This is a genomic window from Actinomadura meyerae, from assembly GCF_900188445.1.
Lineage (GTDB): Bacteria > Actinomycetota > Actinomycetes > Streptosporangiales > Streptosporangiaceae > Spirillospora > Spirillospora meyerae.
In genome coordinates this window covers 12,772-33,326 of the sequence record NZ_FZOR01000034.1, presented here as the reverse complement: position 1 = coordinate 33,326, position 20,555 = coordinate 12,772, and the positions used below count along the sequence as shown (strand labels likewise).

Genomic DNA, 20,555 nt, shown 5'->3' with positions numbered 1-20,555 from the left:
CGCGGGCCGGATCATCCGGCCCGCGTCTTCTTTAGCGAAAACCGAGCTGGTCAGGACGCGTTTTTTCCGCGACGCGCGGCTGCGGGGTGACTGCCCGCGGACGGGGGCGCACGTTACGATGGACGCGCCGCTATACACGCCCGTCAATCATGAAGGGCTCCCTTTCTTCATGGGTAACAAGCTGTCGTTTCTTGGCCGGGACATGGCCGTCGATCTTGGTACCGCCAACACACTGGTGTACGTGCGCGGGCGTGGCATCGTCCTGAACGAACCCTCCGTGGTGGCGATCAACACCAACACCGGGAAGATCGTCGCGGTGGGCATCGAGGCGAAGCGGATGATCGGCCGCACGCCCGGCAACATCGTGGCCGTCCGTCCGCTGAAGGACGGCGTCATCGCCGACTTCGACGTCACCGAGCGCATGCTGCGCTACTTCATCCAGAAGGTCCACAAGCGCCGGCACTTCGCCAAGCCGCGGATCGTGGTGGCCGTGCCGAGCGGGATCACCGGGGTGGAGCAGCGCGCGGTGAAGGAGGCCGGCTACCAGGCCGGCGCGCGCCGCGTGTACATCATCGAGGAGCCGATGGCCGCCGCGATCGGCGCCGGCCTGCCCGTCTACGAGCCGACCGGCAACATGGTCGTCGACATCGGCGGCGGCACCACCGAGGTCGCGATCATCTCGCTCGGCGGCATCGTCACCAGCCAGTCGGTCCGGGTCGGCGGCGACGAGCTCGACCAGGCGGTGATCTCCTTCTCCAAGAAGGAATACTCGCTGATGCTCGGGGAACGGACCGCCGAGGAGATCAAGATGGCCATCGGTTCGGCCTATCCCGGCGGCGACGAGGAGCCGCACGCCGAGATCCGGGGCCGCGACCTGGTCAGCGGGCTGCCGAAGACCGTCGTGATCTCCGCCGAGGAGGTGCGGCGGGCGATCGAGGAACCGGTCAACGCCGTGGTGGACGCGGTGAAGACCACGCTGGACAAGTGCCCGCCCGAGCTGTCGGGCGACATCATGGACCGCGGGATCGCGCTCACCGGCGGCGGCGCGCTGCTGAAGAACCTCGACGAGCGGCTCCGCGAGGAGACCGGGATGCCCATCCACCTGGTGGACAACCCGCTCGACTCGGTGGTGCTCGGCACCGGCAAGTGCGTCGAGGACTTCGAGTCGCTCCGCCAGGTCCTCGTGCCGGAGCCGCGGCATTGATCGGACGGGTCCGCCCGCCGTAGGACGGGTCCGCCCGCCAGGGGCAGTGCACCCGGGGGACTGAGGAAACCGGAGGTCGGTGCGTGAAGGACACCCGGCGCACCCGCATGGTGCTGGGCGGGCTGCTCGTCGTGGCGCTCACGATGATCACCGTGGACTACCGCGGTGGCGCGCATTCGCCGCTGCGCGGCCTGCGCGACCTGGGCGCGACCGTGTTCGGCCCGGTCGAGCGCGCGTCCGCGGCCGTCGTCCGCCCGGTGGGCGACACCTTCGACACGATCACCGACGCGCCCGGCCAGCGGCACCGCGCGAACGAGCTCGCGCGGCAGAATCAGCGGCTGCGCGAGCAGCTGCGCTCCGCCCAGCTCGACAAGGAGCGGTCCGCGCAGCTGCGGAAGCTGCTCGGCACCGCCGGGATGGGCGGCTACACGATCCACGCCGCGCAGGTCATCTCCGCCGGCCAGGGCTTCGAGGACACCGTCACGATCGATGTCGGCAGCCGCAGCGGCATCAAGCCCGACATGACCGTGATCAGCGCCGCCGGGCTGGTCGGCCGGGTCACCCGGGTCGGGCCCGCGACCTCGACCGTGCTGCTCGCCACCGACCAGACGTCCTCCATCGGCTCCCGGCTGGAGGCGTCCAAGGAGATCGGCATCACCCAGGGCCGGGGCCGCCGCGGCCTCGGCGGGGGCGGCGCCACCCCGCTGCGGTTCCAGCTGCTGGACGCCTCCGCGCCCATCCACGTCGGCCAGCGCATCGTGACGCTCGGGTCGCAGGGCCAGCGCCCGTACGTGCCCGGGGTCCCGATCGGGGAGGTCGCCCGCATCGAGAAGTCCACCAGCGGACTGACCCGCACCGCCTACGTCCGGCCGTTCGTGAAGTTCACCAGCCTGGACGTCGTCGCGGTCGTGGTCGCCCCGCCGAAGACCGACCCGCGGGACGCGGTCCTCCCGCCCAAGCCGAAACCGCCCGCCACTCCCCCGACCCCCAGCAAGAGCCCGAAGGCGACCAAGAGCCCGAAGGCGCGCGAGAGCGGCGACGCGCGGCCGAACGGCTCCGCGAGCCCGTCCACAGAACCGACCGCGGGGGACTGAACGTTGCTGAACCCACCCGAGGCGTCGCCGGCCGGCCGCACCGCGGTGGCCGCGCTGGTGATCGCCGTGACGCTGATCCTGCAGGTGTCGGTGGCCAACCGGCTGCCGCTGCCCGGCGGCGTGCAGCCCGACCTGGTGCTGCTGGCCGTCGTGGCGCTGGCGCTCGTCGCCGGGTCGATGACCGGCATGGTCACCGGGTTCCTCGCCGGCCTCGCCGCCGACATCATCCCGCCCGCCGACCACACCATCGGCCGGTACGCGCTCGTCTACTGCCTCATCGGCTACCTGTGCGGCGTCGCGTCCGCCGAGATGGACCGCCAGTCCGTCGTCCCGTTCTTCGCCGTCGCCGCCGGCGCCCTCGCCGGGACCGTGCTGTACGCGGCGACCGGGATGATCCTCGGCGACCCCCGCGCCGAGTGGGGGACCGTGTCGCGGATGGTCCCGCTTCAGGTCCTCTACGACATCATCGCCAGCCCGTTCGTGGTGTGGGCGGTGCTGCGCGCCACCCGGCGCTACGAGAGCGGCGAGCGCTCGCGCGGCGACCGCCTCGCCGTGCCCGCCGCCCGCTACCGCGCGATGTCCGGGCGGGGCGGCGCCCTGTGAACCCCAGGACCCACTTCCGCCTCGTCGTCCTGTACGTGCTCGTCGGTGCGCTGCTGCTGGTCCTGGTCGGCCGCATGTGGACCCTGCAGGTGCTGGAGAGCGAGCACTACCGGGGCATCGCCGCGCAGAACCGCACCCGCGACATCGTCGTCCCCGCCGTCCGCGGCATGATCATGGACGTCCGCGGCAAGCCGCTCGTCCGCAACCGCAGCGCGCTGGTCGTGTCGGTCGACCGCACCACGCTGTCGCGGCAGAAGGACGGCGGCGAGGCCGTGCTGAAGCGCCTCGCGGCCGTCCTCGGGACGAGCAAGGACGAGATGTCCAAGCGGATCCGGCTGTGCTCGCCGACCGTCAAGCGGCCCTGCTGGCCCGGCTCGCCGTACCAGCCGATCCCCGTCGAGGACCACGTCGACCCGAAGCGCGCCCTGCAGATCATGGAGCGGCAGGAGGAGTTCCCCGGCGTCACCGCGCAGATCCAGGCCGTCCGCGACTACCCGGAGCCGGACGGGGCGGGCGCCGCGCAGGTCCTCGGCTACCTGCAGCCCGTCACGCAGGAGGAGCTCGACAAGCGCAAGGGCCTGAAGGTCACCGGGTACAGCGGCGTCGACCTCGTCGGCCGCGCCGGGCTGGAGGCGCAGTACGACGCGGCGCTGCGCGGCGAGCCCGGGTACCGCCGGGTCCTCGTCGACAGCCAGGGCCGCGTCACCGGCACCGCGGAGGAGCGGCAGGCGGTCCCCGGCGACAACCTCGTCACCAGCATCGACGCCGGGGTGCAGGGCGCGGCGGAGAAGGCGCTCAAGCACGCGATCGACGCCGCGCGCAAGGGCGGCCACCCGGCCGACGCCGGCGCCGCGGTCGTGATGGACGTCCGCACCGGCCGCCTGGTCGCGATGGCCAGCTACCCGACCTACGACCCGTCGATCTGGACCGGCGGCATCTCGCAGGAGAAGTACGACGCGCTGCTCGGCAAGAAGAACGGCGAGCCGCTGACCTCCCGGGTCACCCAGGGCCAGTTCGCGCCCGGCTCCACCTTCAAGATCTCCTCGGTGTCCGCCGCCGTGAAGGAGGGGGCCAGCCTGAAGGGCATCTACCCGTGCCCCGGCTCCTACAACGTCGGGAACCGGCCGTTCAGCAACGCCGGAGGCACCGGGTACGGGCCGATGACGCTGCACACCGCGCTGGTGAAGTCGTGCGACACGGTGTTCTACCGGTTCGCCTACCTGGAGTGGCAGCGCGACGGCGGGATGCACCCCAAGCCCAACGTCAGGGACTCCATGGTGGACATGGCCCGCGAGTACGGGTTCGGAACCAAGACCGGTGTCGACCTGCCCGAGGAGAGCGCCGGCCGCATCCCCGACCGCAAGTGGAAGAAGGACTACTGGGAGGCCACCAAGGCCGCCAACTGCAAGGGCGCCAAGGAGGGCTACCCGCAGGTCGCCAAGACCGACCCGGCGCGCGCCGCCTACCTGAAGGCCGTCGCGACCGAGAACTGCACCGAGGGCTACGTCTGGCGCCCCGGTGACGCGGCGAACTTCTCCGTCGGGCAGGGCAACGTCCTGGTGACGCCGCTGCAGCTCGTCCGCGCCTACGCGGCCGTCGCCAACGGCGGCAAGCTGGTCGTGCCGCGGGTCGGCGTCGCCGTCGTGCGGCCGGACGGCACGGTCGTCCGCCGGATCGAGCCCCCGAAGCCGAAGAAGCTGCCGGTCGACCCCAAGGTGCTGAAGTACATCCGCAACGCCCTCGCCGACGTGACCAAGGACGGCACCGCGGCGGGCGCGTTCAACGGGTTCGACTTCAAGCGCGTCGACGTGGGCGGCAAGACCGGTACCGCGGAGGTCTACGGCAAGCAGGACTCCTCCTGGTTCGCCTCGTTCGGCCCGGTGAAGGACCCGCGCTTCGCGGTCGTCGCGATGGTCTCGCAGGGCGGTTTCGGTGCCTCCACCTCCGCCCCGGCCGTCCGGGAGATCTGGGAGGCCATGTACGGCACCAAGGACCGCAAGCCGCTGCTCAAGGACGGCAAGCTGCCGTCCGAGCTGCCGAAGGCGCCGGTTCTGTCCGAGCCGGCGAAGGCGCCGGCGTCGGGGGCCGCCCCGTGATCACCGGTTCGGGCGTGGGGAGCGTCGAGGCGTACGCGGCGCGGCGGACCTGGCAGACCCGCCTGGCCGGGCTGCGCCGCCTCGACTGGCCGCTGTTCCTCGCCGTGCTGGCGCTGTCGCTGGTCGGCGCGCTGCTGGTGCGCTCGGCGACGTTCCACCTGCTCACCGAGCAGGGCAAGGACCCGGAGAGCTTCGTCAAGCGGCACATTCTCAACCTGATCATCGGGTTCGTGCTCGGCGGCGTCGTCACCGTCCTGGACTACCGGCTCCTGCGCGCCTACGTCCCGATCCTGTACGGGGTGGCGTGCGTCGGGCTGCTCGCCGTGCTGACCCCGCTCGGCTCGACGATCAACGGGTCGCACTCGTGGATCGTGCTCGGCGGCGGGTTCCAGGTGCAGCCGTCGGAGTTCGCGAAGGTCGGGCTCGTCGTGCTGCTCGCGATGATCCTCGGGGAGCCGCGGGACGGCGAGATCGGGCCGGGCCGCCGGGACGTGCTGCTCGCGCTCGTCCTGGCCGGGGTGCCCGGGGTGCTGATCATGCTCCAGCCCGACCTCGGCACCACGCTGGTGTTCATCGCGGTCGTGCTCGGCATGCTGGCCATCTCCGGGGCGCAGAAGCGCTGGCTGTTCGGGCTGGTCGGCGGCGGGGTCGCCGCGGCCGCCGCCGTCTACTTCTTCGGGCTGCTGGAGGACTACCAGATCGCCCGGTTCACCGCGTTCCTGAACCCCGAGGCCGACCCGCGCGGCGCCGGCTACAACGCCCAGCAGGCCCGGATCGCGATCGGGTCGGGCGGCGCGTTCGGCAAGGGGCTGTTCCAGGGCGAGCAGACCGGCGGCCACTTCGTCCCCGAGCAGCAGACCGACTTCATCTTCACGGTCGCGGGGGAGGAGCTCGGCTTCGTCGGCGCCGCGATCATCGTCGTGCTGCTCGGCGTGGTGCTGTGGCGCGGGCTGCGCATCGCCACCCAGGCCGCCGACCTGTTCGGCACGCTCGTCGCGACCGGCGTCGTGTGCTGGCTCGGGTTCCAGACGTTCGAGAACGTCGGGATGACGATCGGGATCATGCCGATCACCGGGCTGCCGCTGCCGTTCGTGTCCTACGGCGGCTCCGCGACCTTCGCGAACATGATCGCGTTCGGGCTGCTGCAGGCCGTCCACGTGCGCCGCCGGGCGTTCGACTGAGCACCGGCGGGTTCGAACAGGGCGCCGCCACCGCGTAGGCTGGACGCTTCATCCCCACGTCCCCAGCACGGAGGGTTCCGTCATGCCGGTCGAGTCGCTCTTCCCGCGCCTGGAGCCGCTGCTCCCGAGCGTGCAGAAGCCGATTCAGTACGTTGGCGGCGAGCTGAACTCCCAGCTCAAGGACTGGGACGGGGCGGACGTCCGGTGGGCGCTGATGTACCCCGACGCCTACGAGGTCGGGCAGCCGAACCAGGGCGTCCAGATCCTCTACGAGATCCTGAACGAGCGCGACGGCGTCCTCGCGGAGCGGACCTACTCGGTCTGGCCCGACATGGAGGCCGTCATGCGCGAGCACGGCATCCCGCAGTTCACCGTGGACGCGCACCGCCCGGTCGCCGCGTTCGACGTGCTGGGAGTGTCGTTCTCCACCGAGCTCGGCTACACCAACCTGCTCACCGCGCTCGACCTCGCGGGCATCCCGCTGGAGGCCGCCGAGCGCACGGACGCCCACCCGATCGTGATCGCGGGCGGGCACGCGGCGTTCAACCCCGAGCCGATCGCCGACTTCATCGACGCCGCCGTGCTCGGCGACGGCGAGGAGATCGCGCTCGGCATCACCGAGATCATCCGCGAGTGGAAGGCCGAGGGTGCGCCGGGCGGCCGCGACGAGCTGCTCATGCGGCTCGCCGCCACCGGGGGCGTGTACGTGCCGCGCTTCTACGACGTGACGTACCTGCCCGACGGCCGCATCCAGCGGGTCGCGCCGAACCGCCCGGGGGTTCCGTGGCGGATCGAGAAGCACACCGTCATGGACCTCGACCAGTGGCCCTACCCGAAGAAGCCGCTCGTCCCGCTCGCCGAGACCGTGCACGAGCGGTTCAGCGTGGAGATCTTCCGCGGCTGCACCCGCGGCTGCCGGTTCTGCCAGGCCGGGATGATCACCCGCCCGGTGCGGGAGCGGTCGATCACCACGATCGGGAACATGGTCGAGCAGGGCCTGAAGGAGTCCGGCTTCCAGGAGGTCGGCCTGCTCAGCCTGTCCAGCGCCGACCACAGCGAGATCGGCGACGTCGCCAAGGGCCTCGCCGACCGCTACGAGGGCACCAACACCTCGCTGTCGCTGCCGTCCACCCGGGTGGACGCCTTCAACATCACGCTCGCCAACGAGTTCTCCCGCGGCGGCCGGCGCTCCGGCCTGACGTTCGCGCCGGAGGGCGGCTCCGAGCGGATGCGCAAGGTGATCAACAAGATGGTCACCGAGGACGACCTGATCCGCACCGTCAGCACCGCCTACGAGAACGGCTGGCGGCAGGTCAAGCTCTACTTCATGTGCGGGCTGCCCACCGAGGAGGACGAGGACGTCCTCGCCATCGCCGGCATGGCCAAGCGGGTCATCCAGGCGGGGCGGGAGGCCACCGGCCGCAAGGACATCCGCTGCACCGTGTCCATCGGCGGGTTCGTGCCCAAGCCGCACACCCCGTTCCAGTGGGCCGCGCAGTGCGACCACGAGACCGTCGACCGGCGCCTGCGCGCCCTCAGGGACGCCCTGCGCGGCGACAAGGAGTACGGCCGCGCCATCGGCCTGCGCTACCACGACGGGCAGCCGTCCATCATCGAGGGCCTGCTGTCGCGCGGCGACCGGCGGGTGGGCAAGGTCATCCGCGCGGTCTGGGAGGACGGCGGCCGGTTCGACGGCTGGAGCGAGCACTTCTCCTTCGAGCGCTGGACGTCCTGCGCCGAGCGGGCGCTCGCCGGCGAGCCCGTCGACCTCGCCTGGTACACCGTCCGCGAGCGCGACGAGGTCGAGGTCCTGCCCTGGGACCACCTCGACGCCGGGCTCGACCGCGAGTGGCTCTGGCAGGACTGGCAGGACGCGATCGACGAGACCGAGGTCGAGGACTGCCGCTGGACGCCCTGCTACGACTGCGGCGTGTGCCCCACGATGGGCACCGAGATCCAGATCGGCCCCACCGGAAAGAAGCTGCTGCCGCTCTCCGTGGTCTGAGGCTCCGTGGTCTGAGGCTCCGCCCGTCCGAGCTTCACGCCGGTCCGAGGCTCCCGCTGGTCCGGGGCCCGGACGCGGGCGACCCGCGCGGCTTTCCGGGTGTCCGGAAGCGGTTGCGGGACCGCCCTGAGCAGCGGCGGTCCGGGAGTTGCGGCACCCGTGCTTGGCCGAACGATGCTCGGGGACCCGTACTCTATAGGGAGACCTAGTTTTTCGACTCGACACGAGTAGGAAGGACCAGAACCCTGGCACCCATGCCGGAGGGTCCGGCGCCGGCCCCCGTGACCCAGCGACTGCGCGTCCGCTACGCCAAGCGGGGCAGGCTGCGGTTCACGAGCCACCGCGACATTTCCCGGGCCGTGGAACGCGCCGTCAGGCGCGCCGGGATCCCTGTCGCGTTCAGCGGCGGATTCACCCCCCACCCGAAGATCTCGTACGCGGGTGCGGCGGCGACAGGGGTGGCCAGTGAGGCGGAATACCTCGAGATCGGGCTCACCGAGACCCGCGACCCTGCGCGGATCCGGGCCGATCTGGACGCGGCCCTGCCCCCCGGGCTCGACATCCTCGATGTCGTGCCGGTCCGGGCGGGCCGCGGCGACGCACCGGTGAAGCCGGGCGCGTTCGCCGATCGGCTCCAGGCGTCCGAATGGCGGATCAGGCTGGACGGCGTGCCCGAGGGCGACGCCGCCGCCGCCGTGGCCGCCTTCATGGCCGCCCCGGTCATCGAGGTGGAACGCCTCACGAAGAAGGGACGGCGCCGTTTCGACGTGCGCGCCGCCGTGTCCGCGTGTGAGCTGGACCGGCGCGCCGCTGAGGCGGCGGATGCCCCTTGTGCGATACTTCGAATGGTTGTTCGGCATTCCACACCGGCCGTACGACCCGACGACATCCTCACCGGACTGCGCCAGGTCGCCGACCTCGCGCCGCCGTCACCACCGCTGGTGATCAGGCTGGCGCAGGGGCCCCTCGACGCGGACACCGGTGGCCTCGCGGATCCCCTGGATCCCGACCGGGAGATCGGCCTGCCGTCCGGCGACGACGCCGAGACGGCCCGCGGCCCTGTGCGGCCGCAGCCCGGGGACGCCGCGAGCGCGGATGCCGTCAGCGCCTGACCGGGGGACCGAAGCCGTGGGAGCACGGAACCGGTCCCGCAGGGTACGTCTGGCGCGCCCCCGACGACTTCGTCGTCGTGTCCGGACCTCCGTCCGGCCGTGACGACGCCGATGACTGACGAGGTGCTCCCGCGCGGCGCACCGCCCCGATCCGCCCCCGGGCGGGACGGGCGGACGCGCCCGGGAGCCTGACGGGAGATTGCCCGCATGCTTGAGAACGAAGTCGATTCGGCCGCGGCCGACGGCACCGATGACGAGACGACCCAGAACGGGAGCGCCGCGAACGGGAGCGCGGTGGAGCAGGGCGCCGGGGTGAGCTCGCGCCCCCGCCGGGCGAGCCGGCCCGCCGGTCCGCCGCCCGAGGTGGACGAGACCCCCGCGCGGCCCCCCGCGGCCGAGGCCGAGGAGCCCGCGAGCGAGGAGCCGGAGCCCGCCGAGGCCGTGGAAGCCGAGGCCGCTGAGGTCGAGGCCGAAGAGGAAGAGCCCGAGGCCGCGGTCGCGGAGACCGAGGAGCCCGCCCCCCGGGCCGAGCCCGCTCCCGAGCCTGCCCCGGCGGCCGAGGCCGCCCCCGAGCCCGAGTCCGCCCCGGAGGCCGCGTCCGAGGCCGCGTCCGAGACCGAGCCTGAGTCCGAGACCGCGTCCGAGCCCGCGGAGCCGGTCGCCGAGGAGGCTCCCGAGCCGCCGAAGCGCACCCGGACCCGCACCCGCGCCCGCGGCGCGAAGGCCGCCGCCGAGACGCCCGCGCCCGTCCCCCTGACCGGCGCCGAGACCTCCCCGGAGGCCACCCCCGAGCCCGAGGCGGACGCCGAGGAGCCCCCCGCGCCCCGCACGCGCACCCGCACCCGCCGCCGCGCGGCGGCCGCCGCCGAGCCGCCCGCCGTCCCGCCGGTGCCGGAGATCCCCGCCGTGCCGGTCGCGGGCGCCGAGGTGCCGCCCGAGCAGGTGTCCGACACCGAGCCCGCGAGCGGCGTCGGCATCCCCGGCGTGACGTTCCAGCCCCCGATGGTCGTCTTCCAGCCGCCGCAGCCGAAGGCCGAGGCGCCCGCCCGTCCCAAGGACGAGCCGGAGCAGCAGCCCGCCGCCGAGCGCGACACCGGCGACGACGACCACGACCACGGCCCCGAAGCCGAGGACGACTCCGAGGACCGCCCGTCCCGGCGGCGCCGCCGCCGCGGCGGCCGGGGCCGCGGCCGGGGCCGCGAGGGCGCCGACGACGAGGCGCAGGCCGAGGAGCCCGAGGCCGAGGAGCCGGCCAAGGAAGAGCAGCCCAAGGCCGGCAAGGGCGCCAAGAGCACCCGGTCCGCCAAGGCCGCCAAGAAGGACAAGGACAAGGACAAGGAGCCCAAGGCGGAGGAGGCCGAGCAGGAGGCCGCCGACGACGAGGACGACGGCGAGGCCCAGTCCGGCACCAGCCGCCGCCGGCGCCGCCGCAGGCGCCGCTCCGGCGGCGACGGCGAGAACGGCGCCGACGCCGACGACCCGCCGAACACCGTCGTGCACGTCCGCACGGCCCGCGAGGAGCGCGCCGCCGCCGAGGACGAGGTGCGCTCGGTGCGCGGCTCGACCCGGCTGGAGGCCAAGAAGCAGCGCCGCCGCGAGGGCCGCGAGCAGGGCCGCCGCCGCCCGCCGGTGATCACCGAGGCGGAGTTCCTGGCCCGCCGCGAGTCGGTCGAGCGGGTCATGGTCGTCCGGCAGGAGGGCGAGCGCACCCAGATCGCCGTCCTGGAGGACGACGTCCTCGTCGAGCACTACGTCAACCGCGCCACGCACCAGTCGTACGTGGGCAACGTCTACCTGGGCAAGGTCCAGAACGTCCTGCCGTCGATGGAGGCGGCGTTCGTCGACATCGGCAAGGGCCGCAACGCCGTCCTGTACGCGGGCGAGGTCAACTGGGACGCCTCCGGGCTGGAGGGCCAGCCGCGCCGCATCGAGTCGGCGCTGAAGTCCGGCCAGTCGGTGCTCGTCCAGGTCACCAAGGACCCGCTCGGCCACAAGGGCGCCCGCCTCACCAGCCAGGTCTCGCTGCCCGGCCGCTACCTCGTGTACGTGCCGGACGGCTCGATGACCGGCATCAGCCGCAAGCTCCCCGACAAGGAGCGCAGCCGCCTCAAGTCGATCCTGAAGAAGGTCATGCCGGACAACGCCGGCGTGATCGTCCGGACCGCCGCCGAGGGCGCCACGGAGGAGGAGCTCTCCCGCGACGTGTCGCGCCTGGCGGCGCAGTGGGACAACATCCAGAAGAAGGTCAAGACGGCCTCGGCTCCGTCGCTGCTGTACGGCGAGCCCGACCTGACGATCCGCGTCATCCGCGACATCTTCAACGAGGACTTCTCCAAGCTGGTGGTGTCCGGCGCCGAGGCCTGGGACACCGTCTCCGAGTACGTCGAGTACGTGGCGCCGCACCTCGCCGACCGCGTCGAGCGCTGGACGGGCGACCAGGACGCCCTGTCGGCGTTCCGCATCGACGAGCAGATCGCCAAGGCCCTCGACCGCAAGGTGTGGCTGCCGTCCGGCGGCTCGCTGGTGATCGACAAGACCGAGGCCATGACGGTCATCGACGTCAACACCGGCAAGTTCACCGGCCAGGGCGGCAACCTGGAGGAGACCGTCACCCGCAACAACCTGGAGGCGGCCGAGGAGATCGTCCGCCAGCTCCGGCTCCGCGACATCGGCGGCATCGTCGTGATCGACTTCATCGACATGGTGCTGGAGAGCAACCGCGACCTGGTGCTCCGCCGCCTCGTCGAGTGCCTGTCGCGGGACCGTACCAAGCACCAGGTCGCCGAGGTCACCTCGCTGGGCCTGGTCCAGATGACCCGCAAGCGGGTCGGGCAGGGCCTGCTGGAGGCGTTCTCGGAGACCTGCGAGTGCTGCAACGGCCGCGGCATCCACGTCCAGCTGACGCCGGTCGAGCCCAAGCCAGACAAGGCGGCCGGCAAGGAGAGCGGCCGCCGCCGCAAGCGCAAGGGCGAGGTCGAGAAGGCCGTCGAGGAGAAGCTCTCCCAGCAGGAGGCCAAGCCGAAGGAGCGGGAGCCCGAGCCGAAGCCGGAACCCGCGCCCGCCGCTGAGGCCAAGGCCAAGGCCGAGCCGTCCCGGTCCCGGGCGAAGAAGTCGGGCCCGGCCAAGCGTCCGGCGGGCCCGCCGCCCGAGATCGACGAGTCCCCGGTCCAGGCCGCCGTGGAGGCCGCCGAGGCCGCCGCGGAGGCGGCCGACGCGGGCCCCGGCAGCCTGGACGCCGCCGAGCCCGTCTCGGTGACCAGGAACGGCGCCGAGCCGTCCGGCGGCGAGCTGAACGGCTCCGCGCCGGCCGCGCCGGAGGAAGCGGTGGACGCCCCGGCGGACGGTGCGGCGGCCGAGGCCAACGGCTCCGCGCCCGCCGAGACCGGCTCCACCGAGACCGGCTCCACCGAGACCGGCGGCGAGCCCGAGCCCGAGCCGGCCGCCCGGCGGCGGCGCACCCGGCGCACCCGCGCCACCGCCGACGTCGGCGAGTCCTCGGACGACTGACGGGTCGGCGAGGCACGACTGACGGGGCCGGACGCCCTGGCCGCGCGCGTTCGCGTTGCGGTCAGGGCATCCGGTACCCTTGTACTTCGGCGCGTCGTAGGCGCGTCACTCCAACTCGCACCGCGAACCCCGTCCGGGGTCCGTTCGGTGCTCACCTCGCCGATCCGGTGAGGGCAAGCAGAGAGCGCCAGGTTCTCCTGGCGTGCCGCCCTCGGCCCGGTGCCGGGGGTAGGCCCCCATCCGGGGGCTGGTAAGCCACGCGTGGGACCGGTTCAGTCCGGAAGCGCGCGCAGACGAGAGGTTTCCGCGGTGTACGCGATTGTCCGCGCAGGCGGCAGGCAGGAGAAGGTCGCCGTCGACGACGTGCTGACCGTCGACAAGCTGGCCGGTGAGGTCGGCTCGACCGTCACGTTCCCGGCGGTGCTCGTCGTGGACGGCGACAACGTCGTCAGCGGCTCGGCCGACCTCGCACGCTACGAGGTGACCGCCGAGATCCTCGGCGCGGTCAAGGGCCCGAAGATCAACATCATGCACTACCGGAACAAGACCGGGTACAAGCGGCGGATGGGCCACCGCCAGCCGTACACCGAGGTCAAGATCACCGGTATCAAGGCCGGGAAGTAAGGGAGAGCGGTCTCATGGCACACAAGAAGGGCGCATCGTCCAGCCGCAACGGTCGCGACTCCAACGCCAAGCGCCTCGGCGTGAAGCGCTTCGGCGGCCAGGTCGTCAACGCGGGCGAGATCATCGTCCGGCAGCGCGGCACCCACTTCCACCCCGGCCCGGGCGTCGGCCGCGGCGGCGACGACACGCTGTTCGCGCTGGTCGCGGGTGCGGTGCAGTTCCGCCGCTACCGCGGGCGCAACGCGGTGAGCATCGTCCCGCCGGCGGAATAGTCCGCCTGGGTTCCAGACGTTTCGAAGGGGCGGACCGTTCGACGGTCCGTCCCTTCGCCTTTTTCAGCAGGTTTCACCGAGGAGAGTCACCGTGGCCGCAGGAGCGGGATCGGGCGCGCAGTTCGTCGACCGGGTGGTGGTGCACGTCGCGGCGGGCAACGGCGGCAACGGCTGCGCCTCGATCCACCGGGAGAAGTTCAAGCCGCTCGGCGGGCCGGACGGCGCGAACGGCGGGCGCGGCGGCGACGTCGTCCTGGTCGTCGACTCCAACGCCGCGAGCCTGCTGGAGTACCACCGGCGCCCGCACCGCAAGGCCGGGAACGGCAGGCAGGGGCAGGGCAGCATGCGGACCGGCGCGGACGGCGCCGACGTCGTGCTGCCCGTCCCGGACGGCACGGTCGTGAAGGAGGGCGACCGGGTGCTGGCCGACCTGGTCGGCGAGGGCACCCGGTACGTGGTCGCGAAGGGCGGCAACGGCGGGCTCGGGAACGCGGCGCTGGCGTCCGCCAAGCGCAAGGCGCCCGGATTCGCGCTGCTCGGCGAGCCGGGCGAGGCCCGGGACGTGGTCCTGGAGTTGAAGAGCGTCGCCGACGTCGCGCTCGTCGGGTTCCCGAGCGCGGGCAAGTCGTCGCTGATCGCCGCGCTGTCGGCCGCGAAGCCGAAGATCGCCGACTACCCGTTCACCACGCTGATCCCGAACCTGGGCGTGGTCAGCGCCGGCGACACGACGTTCACGGTCGCGGACGTCCCGGGCCTGATCGAGGGCGCCAGCGAGGGCCGCGGCCTCGGCCTGGACTTCCTGCGCCACATCGAGCGCTCGTCCACCCTCGCGCACGTGCTCGACTGCGCGACGATGGAGCCGAACCGCGACCCGCTCAGCGACTTCGAGGTCATCGAGCGCGAGCTGCGGGCCTACGACCGGGTGCTCGGCGACCGGCCGCTGTCGGACCGGCCCCGCATCGTGGTGCTGAACAAGGTCGACGTCCCGGACGGCCGCGACCTCGCCGAGATGGTCCGGCCCGAGTTCGAGGCGCGCGGGCTGCGGGTGTTCGAGGTGTCGGCGGCGACGCACGAGGGCCTGCGGGAGCTGTCGTTCGCGATGGCCGCGATGGTCGCGGAGTTCCGCGCGTCGCTGCCGCCCGCTGAGCCGACCCGCATCGTGATCCGGCCGGAGCCGGTCGGCGGCGACACCGACTTCGAGGTCAAGGACCTCGGCGACAACACCTACCTGATCACCGGGACCAAGCCCGTCCGGTGGCTGCGGCAGACCGACTTCGCCAACGAGGAGGCCGTCGGCTACCTCGCGGACCGGCTCGCCCGGCTCGGCGTGGAGGAGGCCCTCGCGGAGGCGGGCGCCGACGCGGGCGCCACGGTGCTGATCGGCACCGCCGACGACTCGATCGTGTTCGACTGGGAGCCGGACGTCCCCGCCGGCGAGGCCGCGATGGGACCGCGCGGCACCGACCGCCGCCTCGACGGCCGGCTGTGAGGCGGGAGGTCCGGGAATCGTGAGCGAGCGCGAGGAGATCGCCAAGGCCCGCCGGATCGTGGTGAAGGCGGGCTCGTCGTCGCTGACGACGCCGGGCGGCACGATCGACGCGAACCGCATCGACGCGCTGGTGGACGTCCTCGCCGCGCGCCGCGCCGACGGCACCGAGATCGTGTTCGTGTCGTCCGGCGCGATCGCGGCGGGGCTCGGCCCGCTCGGGCTGACCCGCCGCCCCGGCGACCTCGCTACCCAGCAGGCGGCGGCGAGCGTCGGGCAGGGCCTGCTGTTCGCCCGGTACACCTCGTCCTTCGCCCGGTACGGGCTGACGGTCGGGCAGGTGCTGCTCACCGCCGACGACATGATGCGCCGCTCGCACCACCGCAACGCGCAGCGCACGCTGGGGCAGCTCCTCGCGCTGGGGATCCTGCCGATCGTGAACGAGAACGACACCGTCGCCACCGACGAGATCCGGTTCGGCGACAACGACCGGCTCGCGGCGCTGGTCGCCCACCTGATCCGCGCGGACGCGCTGGTCCTGCTCTCGGACGTCGACGCCCTCTACACCGGCGACCCGCGCCGGCCCGGCGCCCGCCGCGTCGACGACGTCCGCGGCCCCGACGACCTGAAGGGCGTCGAGCTCGGCCGGTCCGGGCGCGTCGGGACGGGCGGCATGGTCACCAAGGTGGAGGCGGCCCGCATCGCTGGCATCCCGGTGGTGCTGACGAACGCCGCGTCCGCCGCGCACGCGCTCGCCGGGGACCGGGTCGGCACGCTGTTCCACCCGGCCGAGGGGCGCCGCATGTCGACGCGGAACCTGTGGCTCGCGCACGCCACCACCGGCCAGGGCCGCGTCACGCTGGACGCCGGCGCCGTCGAGGCGGTGGTGCGGCGCCGCAAGTCGCTGCTCCCGGCCGGGGTGACGGGCGTGGACGGCGACTTCGCCGCCGGCGACCCGGTCGACCTGTGCGACCCGGACGGCCGCGTCGTCGCGCGCGGCCTGGTGAACTACGACGCGTCGGAGATCCCGGAGCTGATGGGGCGCTCGACGCGCTGGCTGGCCCGGGAGCTGGGCGCGGAGTACGAACGCGAGATAATCCACCGCGATCATCTGGTGGTTCTCAAATGAGCGAGGAGCGTGCGATGGGCGACGGTGAGCGCGAGGAGTTCCTGCGGGTGGCGCGGCGCGCCAGGGAGGCGGCGGCCGGGCTGGCGCCGCTGCCGCGGGCGGCGAAGGACGCGGCCCTGCACCGGATCGCGGACGCGCTGGTCGCCGCCGCCCCGGAGATCGTCAAGGCGAACGGGTCCGATGTCGCGCGGGCCCGCGAGAACGGCACCTCCGAGTACATGATCGACCGGCTGAGCCTGTCGGAGGAGCGGATCGCCGCGATCGCCGAGGCGGTCCGCAAGGTCGCCGCGCTGCCCGACCCGGTGGGGGAGACGGTGCGCGGGAGCGTGCTGCCGAACGGGCTGGAGCTGCGGCAGGTGCGGGTGCCGCTCGGCGTCGTCGGGATGATCTACGAGGGCCGCCCGAACGTGACCGTGGACGCCGCGGCGCTGTGCCTGAAGAGCGGGAACGTGGCGATGCTGCGCGGCTCGTCGTCCGCGCACGACTCGAACACGATGCTGGTCCAGGTGATGCAGGGCGCGCTCGCCGACACCGAGGTCCCCTCGGACGCGGTGCAGCTCGTGCCGGGGACGTCCCGCGAGTCGGTGAAGCACCTGATGCGGGCACGCGGCCTGGTGGACGTGCTGATCCCGCGCGGCGGCGCCTCGCTGATCAACTCGGTGGTCGAGGAGTCGACCGTCCCCGTCATCGAGACGGGCGTCGGGAACTGCGCCGTGTACGTGGACGCCGCCGCCGACGTGGACATGGCCGTCGAGATCCTGCTGAACGCCAAGACGCAGCGCCCGTCGGTGTGCAACGCGGCGGAGACGTTCCTGGTGCACGCCGACATCGCCGACGCGTTCGTCCCGCGCGCGCTTGAGGCGCTCAGGGCCGCCGGGGTCACCGTCCACGGCGACGACCGGATCCGCTCCTACGGCGACGACGTCGTGGAGGCGGGGGAGGACGACTGGTACGCCGAGTACCTGTCGCTCGACATCGCCGCCCGCGTGGTCGACTCCCTGGAGGACGCCGTCGCGCACATCCGCACGTACGGGTCCGGGCACACCGAGGCGATCGTGACGGCGTCGCAGCCGGCCGCGAAGCGCTTCGTGTCGCTGGTCGACTCGGCCGCCGTGATGGTGAACGCCTCGACCCGCTTCACCGACGGCGAGGAGTTCGGCTTCGGCGCGGAGATCGGCATCTCGACGCAGAAGCTGCACGCGCGCGGCCCGATGGGGCTGCCGGAGCTGACGTCCACCAAGTACGTCGTGACCGGTGAGGGCCACACCCGCGGCTGACCCCGTCCAAGTTGTGACAATTTTGCCATTGATGTCACGTTGAGGCTGTGGTCTGATTCACGACTGTGACCCGTGAGTACAGCCGCCGCCGCGTGCTGAAGGGCGCCGCCCTCGGCGCGGGCATCGCCTCGACCGGGCTGGCCGCGTTCCCCGCGCGTCCCGCCGCCGCTGCCGCACCCGCCCTCGCCGGGCCCGTCGCCGGCACCACCCTCGACCGGACGTACGTGCTCGGCGCGGCGGGCGCGGGCGGCTACCGGCCGGTGATCACCGGGCCGGGGGAGCCGCACCTGCTGCGCCGCGACCTCGGCGGCACCGCCGGCGCCCGCCGGGCCGCCACCCGCCGCGGCGTCCTCGCGTTCGGTCACCTCACCGACGTGCACATCATCGACGCGCAGTCCCCGGCCCGGGTCGAGTTCATCGACCGGATCCGGGACCTGATCGGCGGCTTCCCCGAGGGCGGCTGGCGGCCGCAGGAGATCCTGACCACGCAGGTCGCCGAGGCGATGGTGCAGGCGATGAACGCCGTCGGCCGCGGCCCCGCGACCGGCCTCGGGCTGGCGTTCACCATCAACACCGGCGACGCCTCCGACAACGTCCAGTACAACGAGATCCGCTGGATCATCGACCTGCTCGACGGCCGCCGCGTCCGCCCCGACTCCGGCGACCCGAACCGGTACGAGGGCGTCATGGACTGGACGTCCTACGACCGGGCGTACTGGCATCCGGAGGGCGCGCCGCCCGGCGCGCAGCCCGACGTCGCGTACGCCAAGTACGGCTTCCCGCGCGTCCAGGGCCTGATCGACGCCGCCCGCCGCCCGTTCCAGGCGACCGGCCTCACGATGCCGTGGCTCGCCGCGTTCGGCAACCACGACGGCCTCATCCAGGGCAACCTGCCGGTGAACCCGCTGGTCTCCGGCCTCGCCACCGGCGGCATCAAGATCGGCGCGCCGGCCGACGACGGCCAGGCCGAGCGCCTCGCCCGCATGATCAAGAACGGCGACGCCGCGGAACTCGTCCGGCTCAGCCGCGAGCAGGGCGGCGCGGGCGGCCTGTTCCGCCCCGTCACGCCCGACTGGAACCGGCGGATGCTGTCGCGCCGCGAGGTCGTCGCCGAGCACTTCAACACGTCCGCGTCCCTGCGCGGCCACGGCTTCACCGCCGCCAACCTCCGCGACGGGACGGCCTACTACGCGTTCGACCAGGGCGTGGTGCGCGGCCTCGTCCTCGACACCGTCAACCCGAACGGCTACTCCGAGGGCTCCCTCGACAAGAAGCAGTTCGCGTGGCTGGAGGCGCAGCTCAGGGCGGGCAGCAGCCGCTACTACGCGGCGGACGGCACCGTCGTCCGCAACAGCGTGAAGGACCGGCTGTTCGTGCTGTTCAGCCACCACCCGATCGGCTCGCTGGAGAACCCGCTCGGCGGAGACCGCGTCCTCGGCGACGAGGTGCGGGACCTCCTCCTGCGCTACCCGAACGTCATCCTGTGGGTGAACGGCCACACCCACCGCAACCAGGTCATCCCGCACGCCCGCCAGGGCTCGGGAGGGTTCTGGGAGGTGAACACGGCCGCGCACGTCGACTTCCCGCAGCAGAGCCGCATCGTCGAACTCGCCGACAACGGCGACGGCACCCTGTCGATCTTCGCGACGATCCTCGACTCCGCCGGGCCCGCGTCCTACGGCGGCCGGCTCAGCGACCCGGTCCGGCTCGCGTCGCTGTCACGCGAGCTGGCGGGCAACGACTGGCAGGACCGCGACACCGACCGCCGCGGCGAGGCCGCCGACCGCAACGTCGAACTCCTCGTCCCGGCCCCGTTCTGAGCCGGCGGGCCGCCGCGTCCGTGTCGCGGCGGCCCGGGTCGCTACCGGCTCGTCGGCCCGTTGTCGCGGCGGGTGAGCCGGTCGAACAGCCCGCCGGCGGCGCCCGCCGCCGCGTCCGCCATGTCGCGGACCTTGCCCACGAACGGGTCGGCGGTCCGCTCCCACGACTCCCGGTAGGAGCGCGCCGCGTCCTTGATCTCCTCCCGGACGGACGCGCTCTCGTCCTCGTCCCGCCGCGGGTAGTCCCCGGCGAGGATCCGCTCGTACTCGCCGCCGCGCGCCCACCGGTCGATCTCGGCGAACCGGATCACCGCGAACGGGTGCGACTGCCCGAGCAGGTTGAGGAACTTCAGGATCCCGTCCCGCACATCGCCGGCCGCGTCGTACTCGCGGGCCTGCTGCAGGAACGCCTCCGCGCTCATCTCGCCGAGCCGGACCCCGCCGGCGAGCTTCATGTTGACCCGCTTGGCCGCGTCCACGTCCTGCCCGGCGAGCAGCCCCGCCCGGTCCGACGACAGTTCCGCCTTCCGGAACCACTCCCGCAGCCCGATGATGATCGCCGCGATGCCGACGTTGCCGAGCGGCAGCCACGCCAGCCGCGACCCGAGCTGCAGCAGGATCTGCATCATCGTCTGGTACACCGCGTGCCCGGACAGGATGTGCCCGACCTCGTGCCCGATGACGAACCGCAGCTCCTCGTCGTCCAGCAGGTCGATCAGCCCGGTGTTCAGCACGATGAACGGGTGGTCGGAGCCGAGCGCCATCGCGTTGGGCGTCGGGTCCTGCCGGACGAACAGCTCCGGCACCTCCGGCATGTCAAGGATGTAGCAGGCGTCGCGCACCATGTCGTGGATGTGGCGGAACTGGTCCTCGCCGACCCGCACCGTCCCGCCGAGGAACATCAGCCGCAGCGACCGCTCGTTGATCAGCCCCGACATCTTGCGGAGGACGACGTCGAACCCGGAGAGCGAACGCAGCGCCACCAGCGCCGATCGGTCCGCCGGGTGCTCGTAGGCCCGGGAACTGATCCCCGGGAACCGCGTCCGCGCTCGATCCGGTGTGTTCTCCGTCATGTCTGGCATGGTAGTTCCGACGAACGGTCGGGCGGCAGGGTTCCACGCCGGGGACGGGCTGCCGGGTCCGGC

General features: G+C 72.8%; 15 protein-coding genes. 14 read left to right on the top strand and 1 reads right to left on the bottom strand.

The genetic code is table 11. The annotated features are described in order from the left end of the window. Nucleotides 1–169: 169 nt before the first annotated feature. The 14 genes from CHF16_RS28540 (at nucleotide 170) to CHF16_RS28475 (ending at nucleotide 19,410) form a co-directional block, all read left to right on the top strand. A complete protein-coding gene (locus tag CHF16_RS28540; RefSeq protein ID WP_067794123.1) occupies nucleotides 170–1,204 on the top strand; it encodes a rod shape-determining protein in 1,035 nt (344 codons plus the stop codon). 83 nt (nucleotides 1,205–1,287) lie between these two features. Continuing rightward, nucleotides 1,288–2,298 (top strand): rod shape-determining protein MreC, encoded by a 1,011-nt coding sequence (gene mreC / locus CHF16_RS28535; protein WP_089329233.1) that lies wholly within the window; start codon nucleotides 1,288–1,290, stop codon nucleotides 2,296–2,298. 3 nt (nucleotides 2,299–2,301) lie between these two features. Further along, nucleotides 2,302–2,901 carry a rod shape-determining protein MreD gene (mreD, locus tag CHF16_RS28530; protein WP_089329232.1) on the top strand — a complete coding sequence of 200 codons (600 nt, stop codon included), beginning with the start codon at nucleotides 2,302–2,304 and terminating at the stop codon, nucleotides 2,899–2,901. Further along, the gene (mrdA, locus tag CHF16_RS28525) at nucleotides 2,898–4,997 is read left to right on the top strand and encodes a penicillin-binding protein 2 (RefSeq protein WP_089329231.1); all 2,100 of its coding nucleotides are present in this window, start codon (nucleotides 2,898–2,900) and stop codon (nucleotides 4,995–4,997) included. Before mreD ends, mrdA begins: the two co-directional genes overlap by 4 nt. Continuing rightward, nucleotides 4,994–6,178, top strand: a complete 1,185-nt coding sequence (gene rodA, locus CHF16_RS28520) for a rod shape-determining protein RodA (protein WP_179271742.1) — start codon at nucleotides 4,994–4,996, stop codon at nucleotides 6,176–6,178. The genes mrdA and rodA overlap by 4 nt, the downstream gene beginning before the upstream one ends. A gap of 82 nt (nucleotides 6,179–6,260) precedes the next feature. Beyond that, entirely contained in the window at nucleotides 6,261–8,183 is a 1,923-nt protein-coding gene (locus CHF16_RS28515; RefSeq protein ID WP_089329230.1) for a TIGR03960 family B12-binding radical SAM protein, read from the top strand. 254 nt (nucleotides 8,184–8,437) lie between these two features. Then, nucleotides 8,438–9,295 carry a TIGR03936 family radical SAM-associated protein gene (locus tag CHF16_RS28510; protein ID WP_089329229.1) on the top strand — a complete coding sequence of 286 codons (858 nt, stop codon included), beginning with the start codon at nucleotides 8,438–8,440 and terminating at the stop codon, nucleotides 9,293–9,295. Between the two features lie 207 nt (nucleotides 9,296–9,502). Next, nucleotides 9,503–12,802 carry an Rne/Rng family ribonuclease gene (locus tag CHF16_RS28505; protein ID WP_089329228.1) on the top strand — a complete coding sequence of 1,100 codons (3,300 nt, stop codon included), beginning with the start codon at nucleotides 9,503–9,505 and terminating at the stop codon, nucleotides 12,800–12,802. A gap of 309 nt (nucleotides 12,803–13,111) precedes the next feature. Continuing rightward, entirely contained in the window at nucleotides 13,112–13,426 is a 315-nt protein-coding gene (gene rplU, locus CHF16_RS28500; protein WP_089329227.1) for a 50S ribosomal protein L21, read from the top strand. 14 nt (nucleotides 13,427–13,440) lie between these two features. Beyond that, nucleotides 13,441–13,698 (top strand): 50S ribosomal protein L27, encoded by a 258-nt coding sequence (gene rpmA / locus CHF16_RS28495; RefSeq protein ID WP_089329226.1) that lies wholly within the window; start codon nucleotides 13,441–13,443, stop codon nucleotides 13,696–13,698. A 91-nt stretch (nucleotides 13,699–13,789) separates the two neighbouring features. Further along, nucleotides 13,790–15,187: a GTPase ObgE gene (gene obgE, locus CHF16_RS28490; RefSeq protein ID WP_089329225.1), complete on the top strand. Its 1,398-nt coding sequence runs from the start codon at nucleotides 13,790–13,792 to the stop codon at nucleotides 15,185–15,187. 19 nt (nucleotides 15,188–15,206) lie between these two features. Further along, nucleotides 15,207–16,313 (top strand): glutamate 5-kinase, encoded by a 1,107-nt coding sequence (gene proB / locus CHF16_RS28485; RefSeq protein ID WP_089329224.1) that lies wholly within the window; start codon nucleotides 15,207–15,209, stop codon nucleotides 16,311–16,313. 14 nt (nucleotides 16,314–16,327) lie between these two features. Next, nucleotides 16,328–17,590 (top strand): glutamate-5-semialdehyde dehydrogenase, encoded by a 1,263-nt coding sequence (locus CHF16_RS28480; protein WP_089329281.1) that lies wholly within the window; start codon nucleotides 16,328–16,330, stop codon nucleotides 17,588–17,590. A 65-nt stretch (nucleotides 17,591–17,655) separates the two neighbouring features. After that, complete coding sequence (locus CHF16_RS28475) at nucleotides 17,656–19,410, top strand: TIGR03767 family metallophosphoesterase (RefSeq protein ID WP_089329223.1); 1,755 nt, start codon at nucleotides 17,656–17,658, stop codon at nucleotides 19,408–19,410. Between the two features lie 41 nt (nucleotides 19,411–19,451). On the opposite strand, the gene CHF16_RS28470 is transcribed toward CHF16_RS28475, so the two are convergent. Further along, nucleotides 19,452–20,483 (bottom strand): M48 family metallopeptidase, encoded by a 1,032-nt coding sequence (locus CHF16_RS28470; RefSeq protein WP_089329222.1) that lies wholly within the window; start codon nucleotides 20,481–20,483, stop codon nucleotides 19,452–19,454. Between the last annotated feature and the right edge of the window lie 72 nt (nucleotides 20,484–20,555).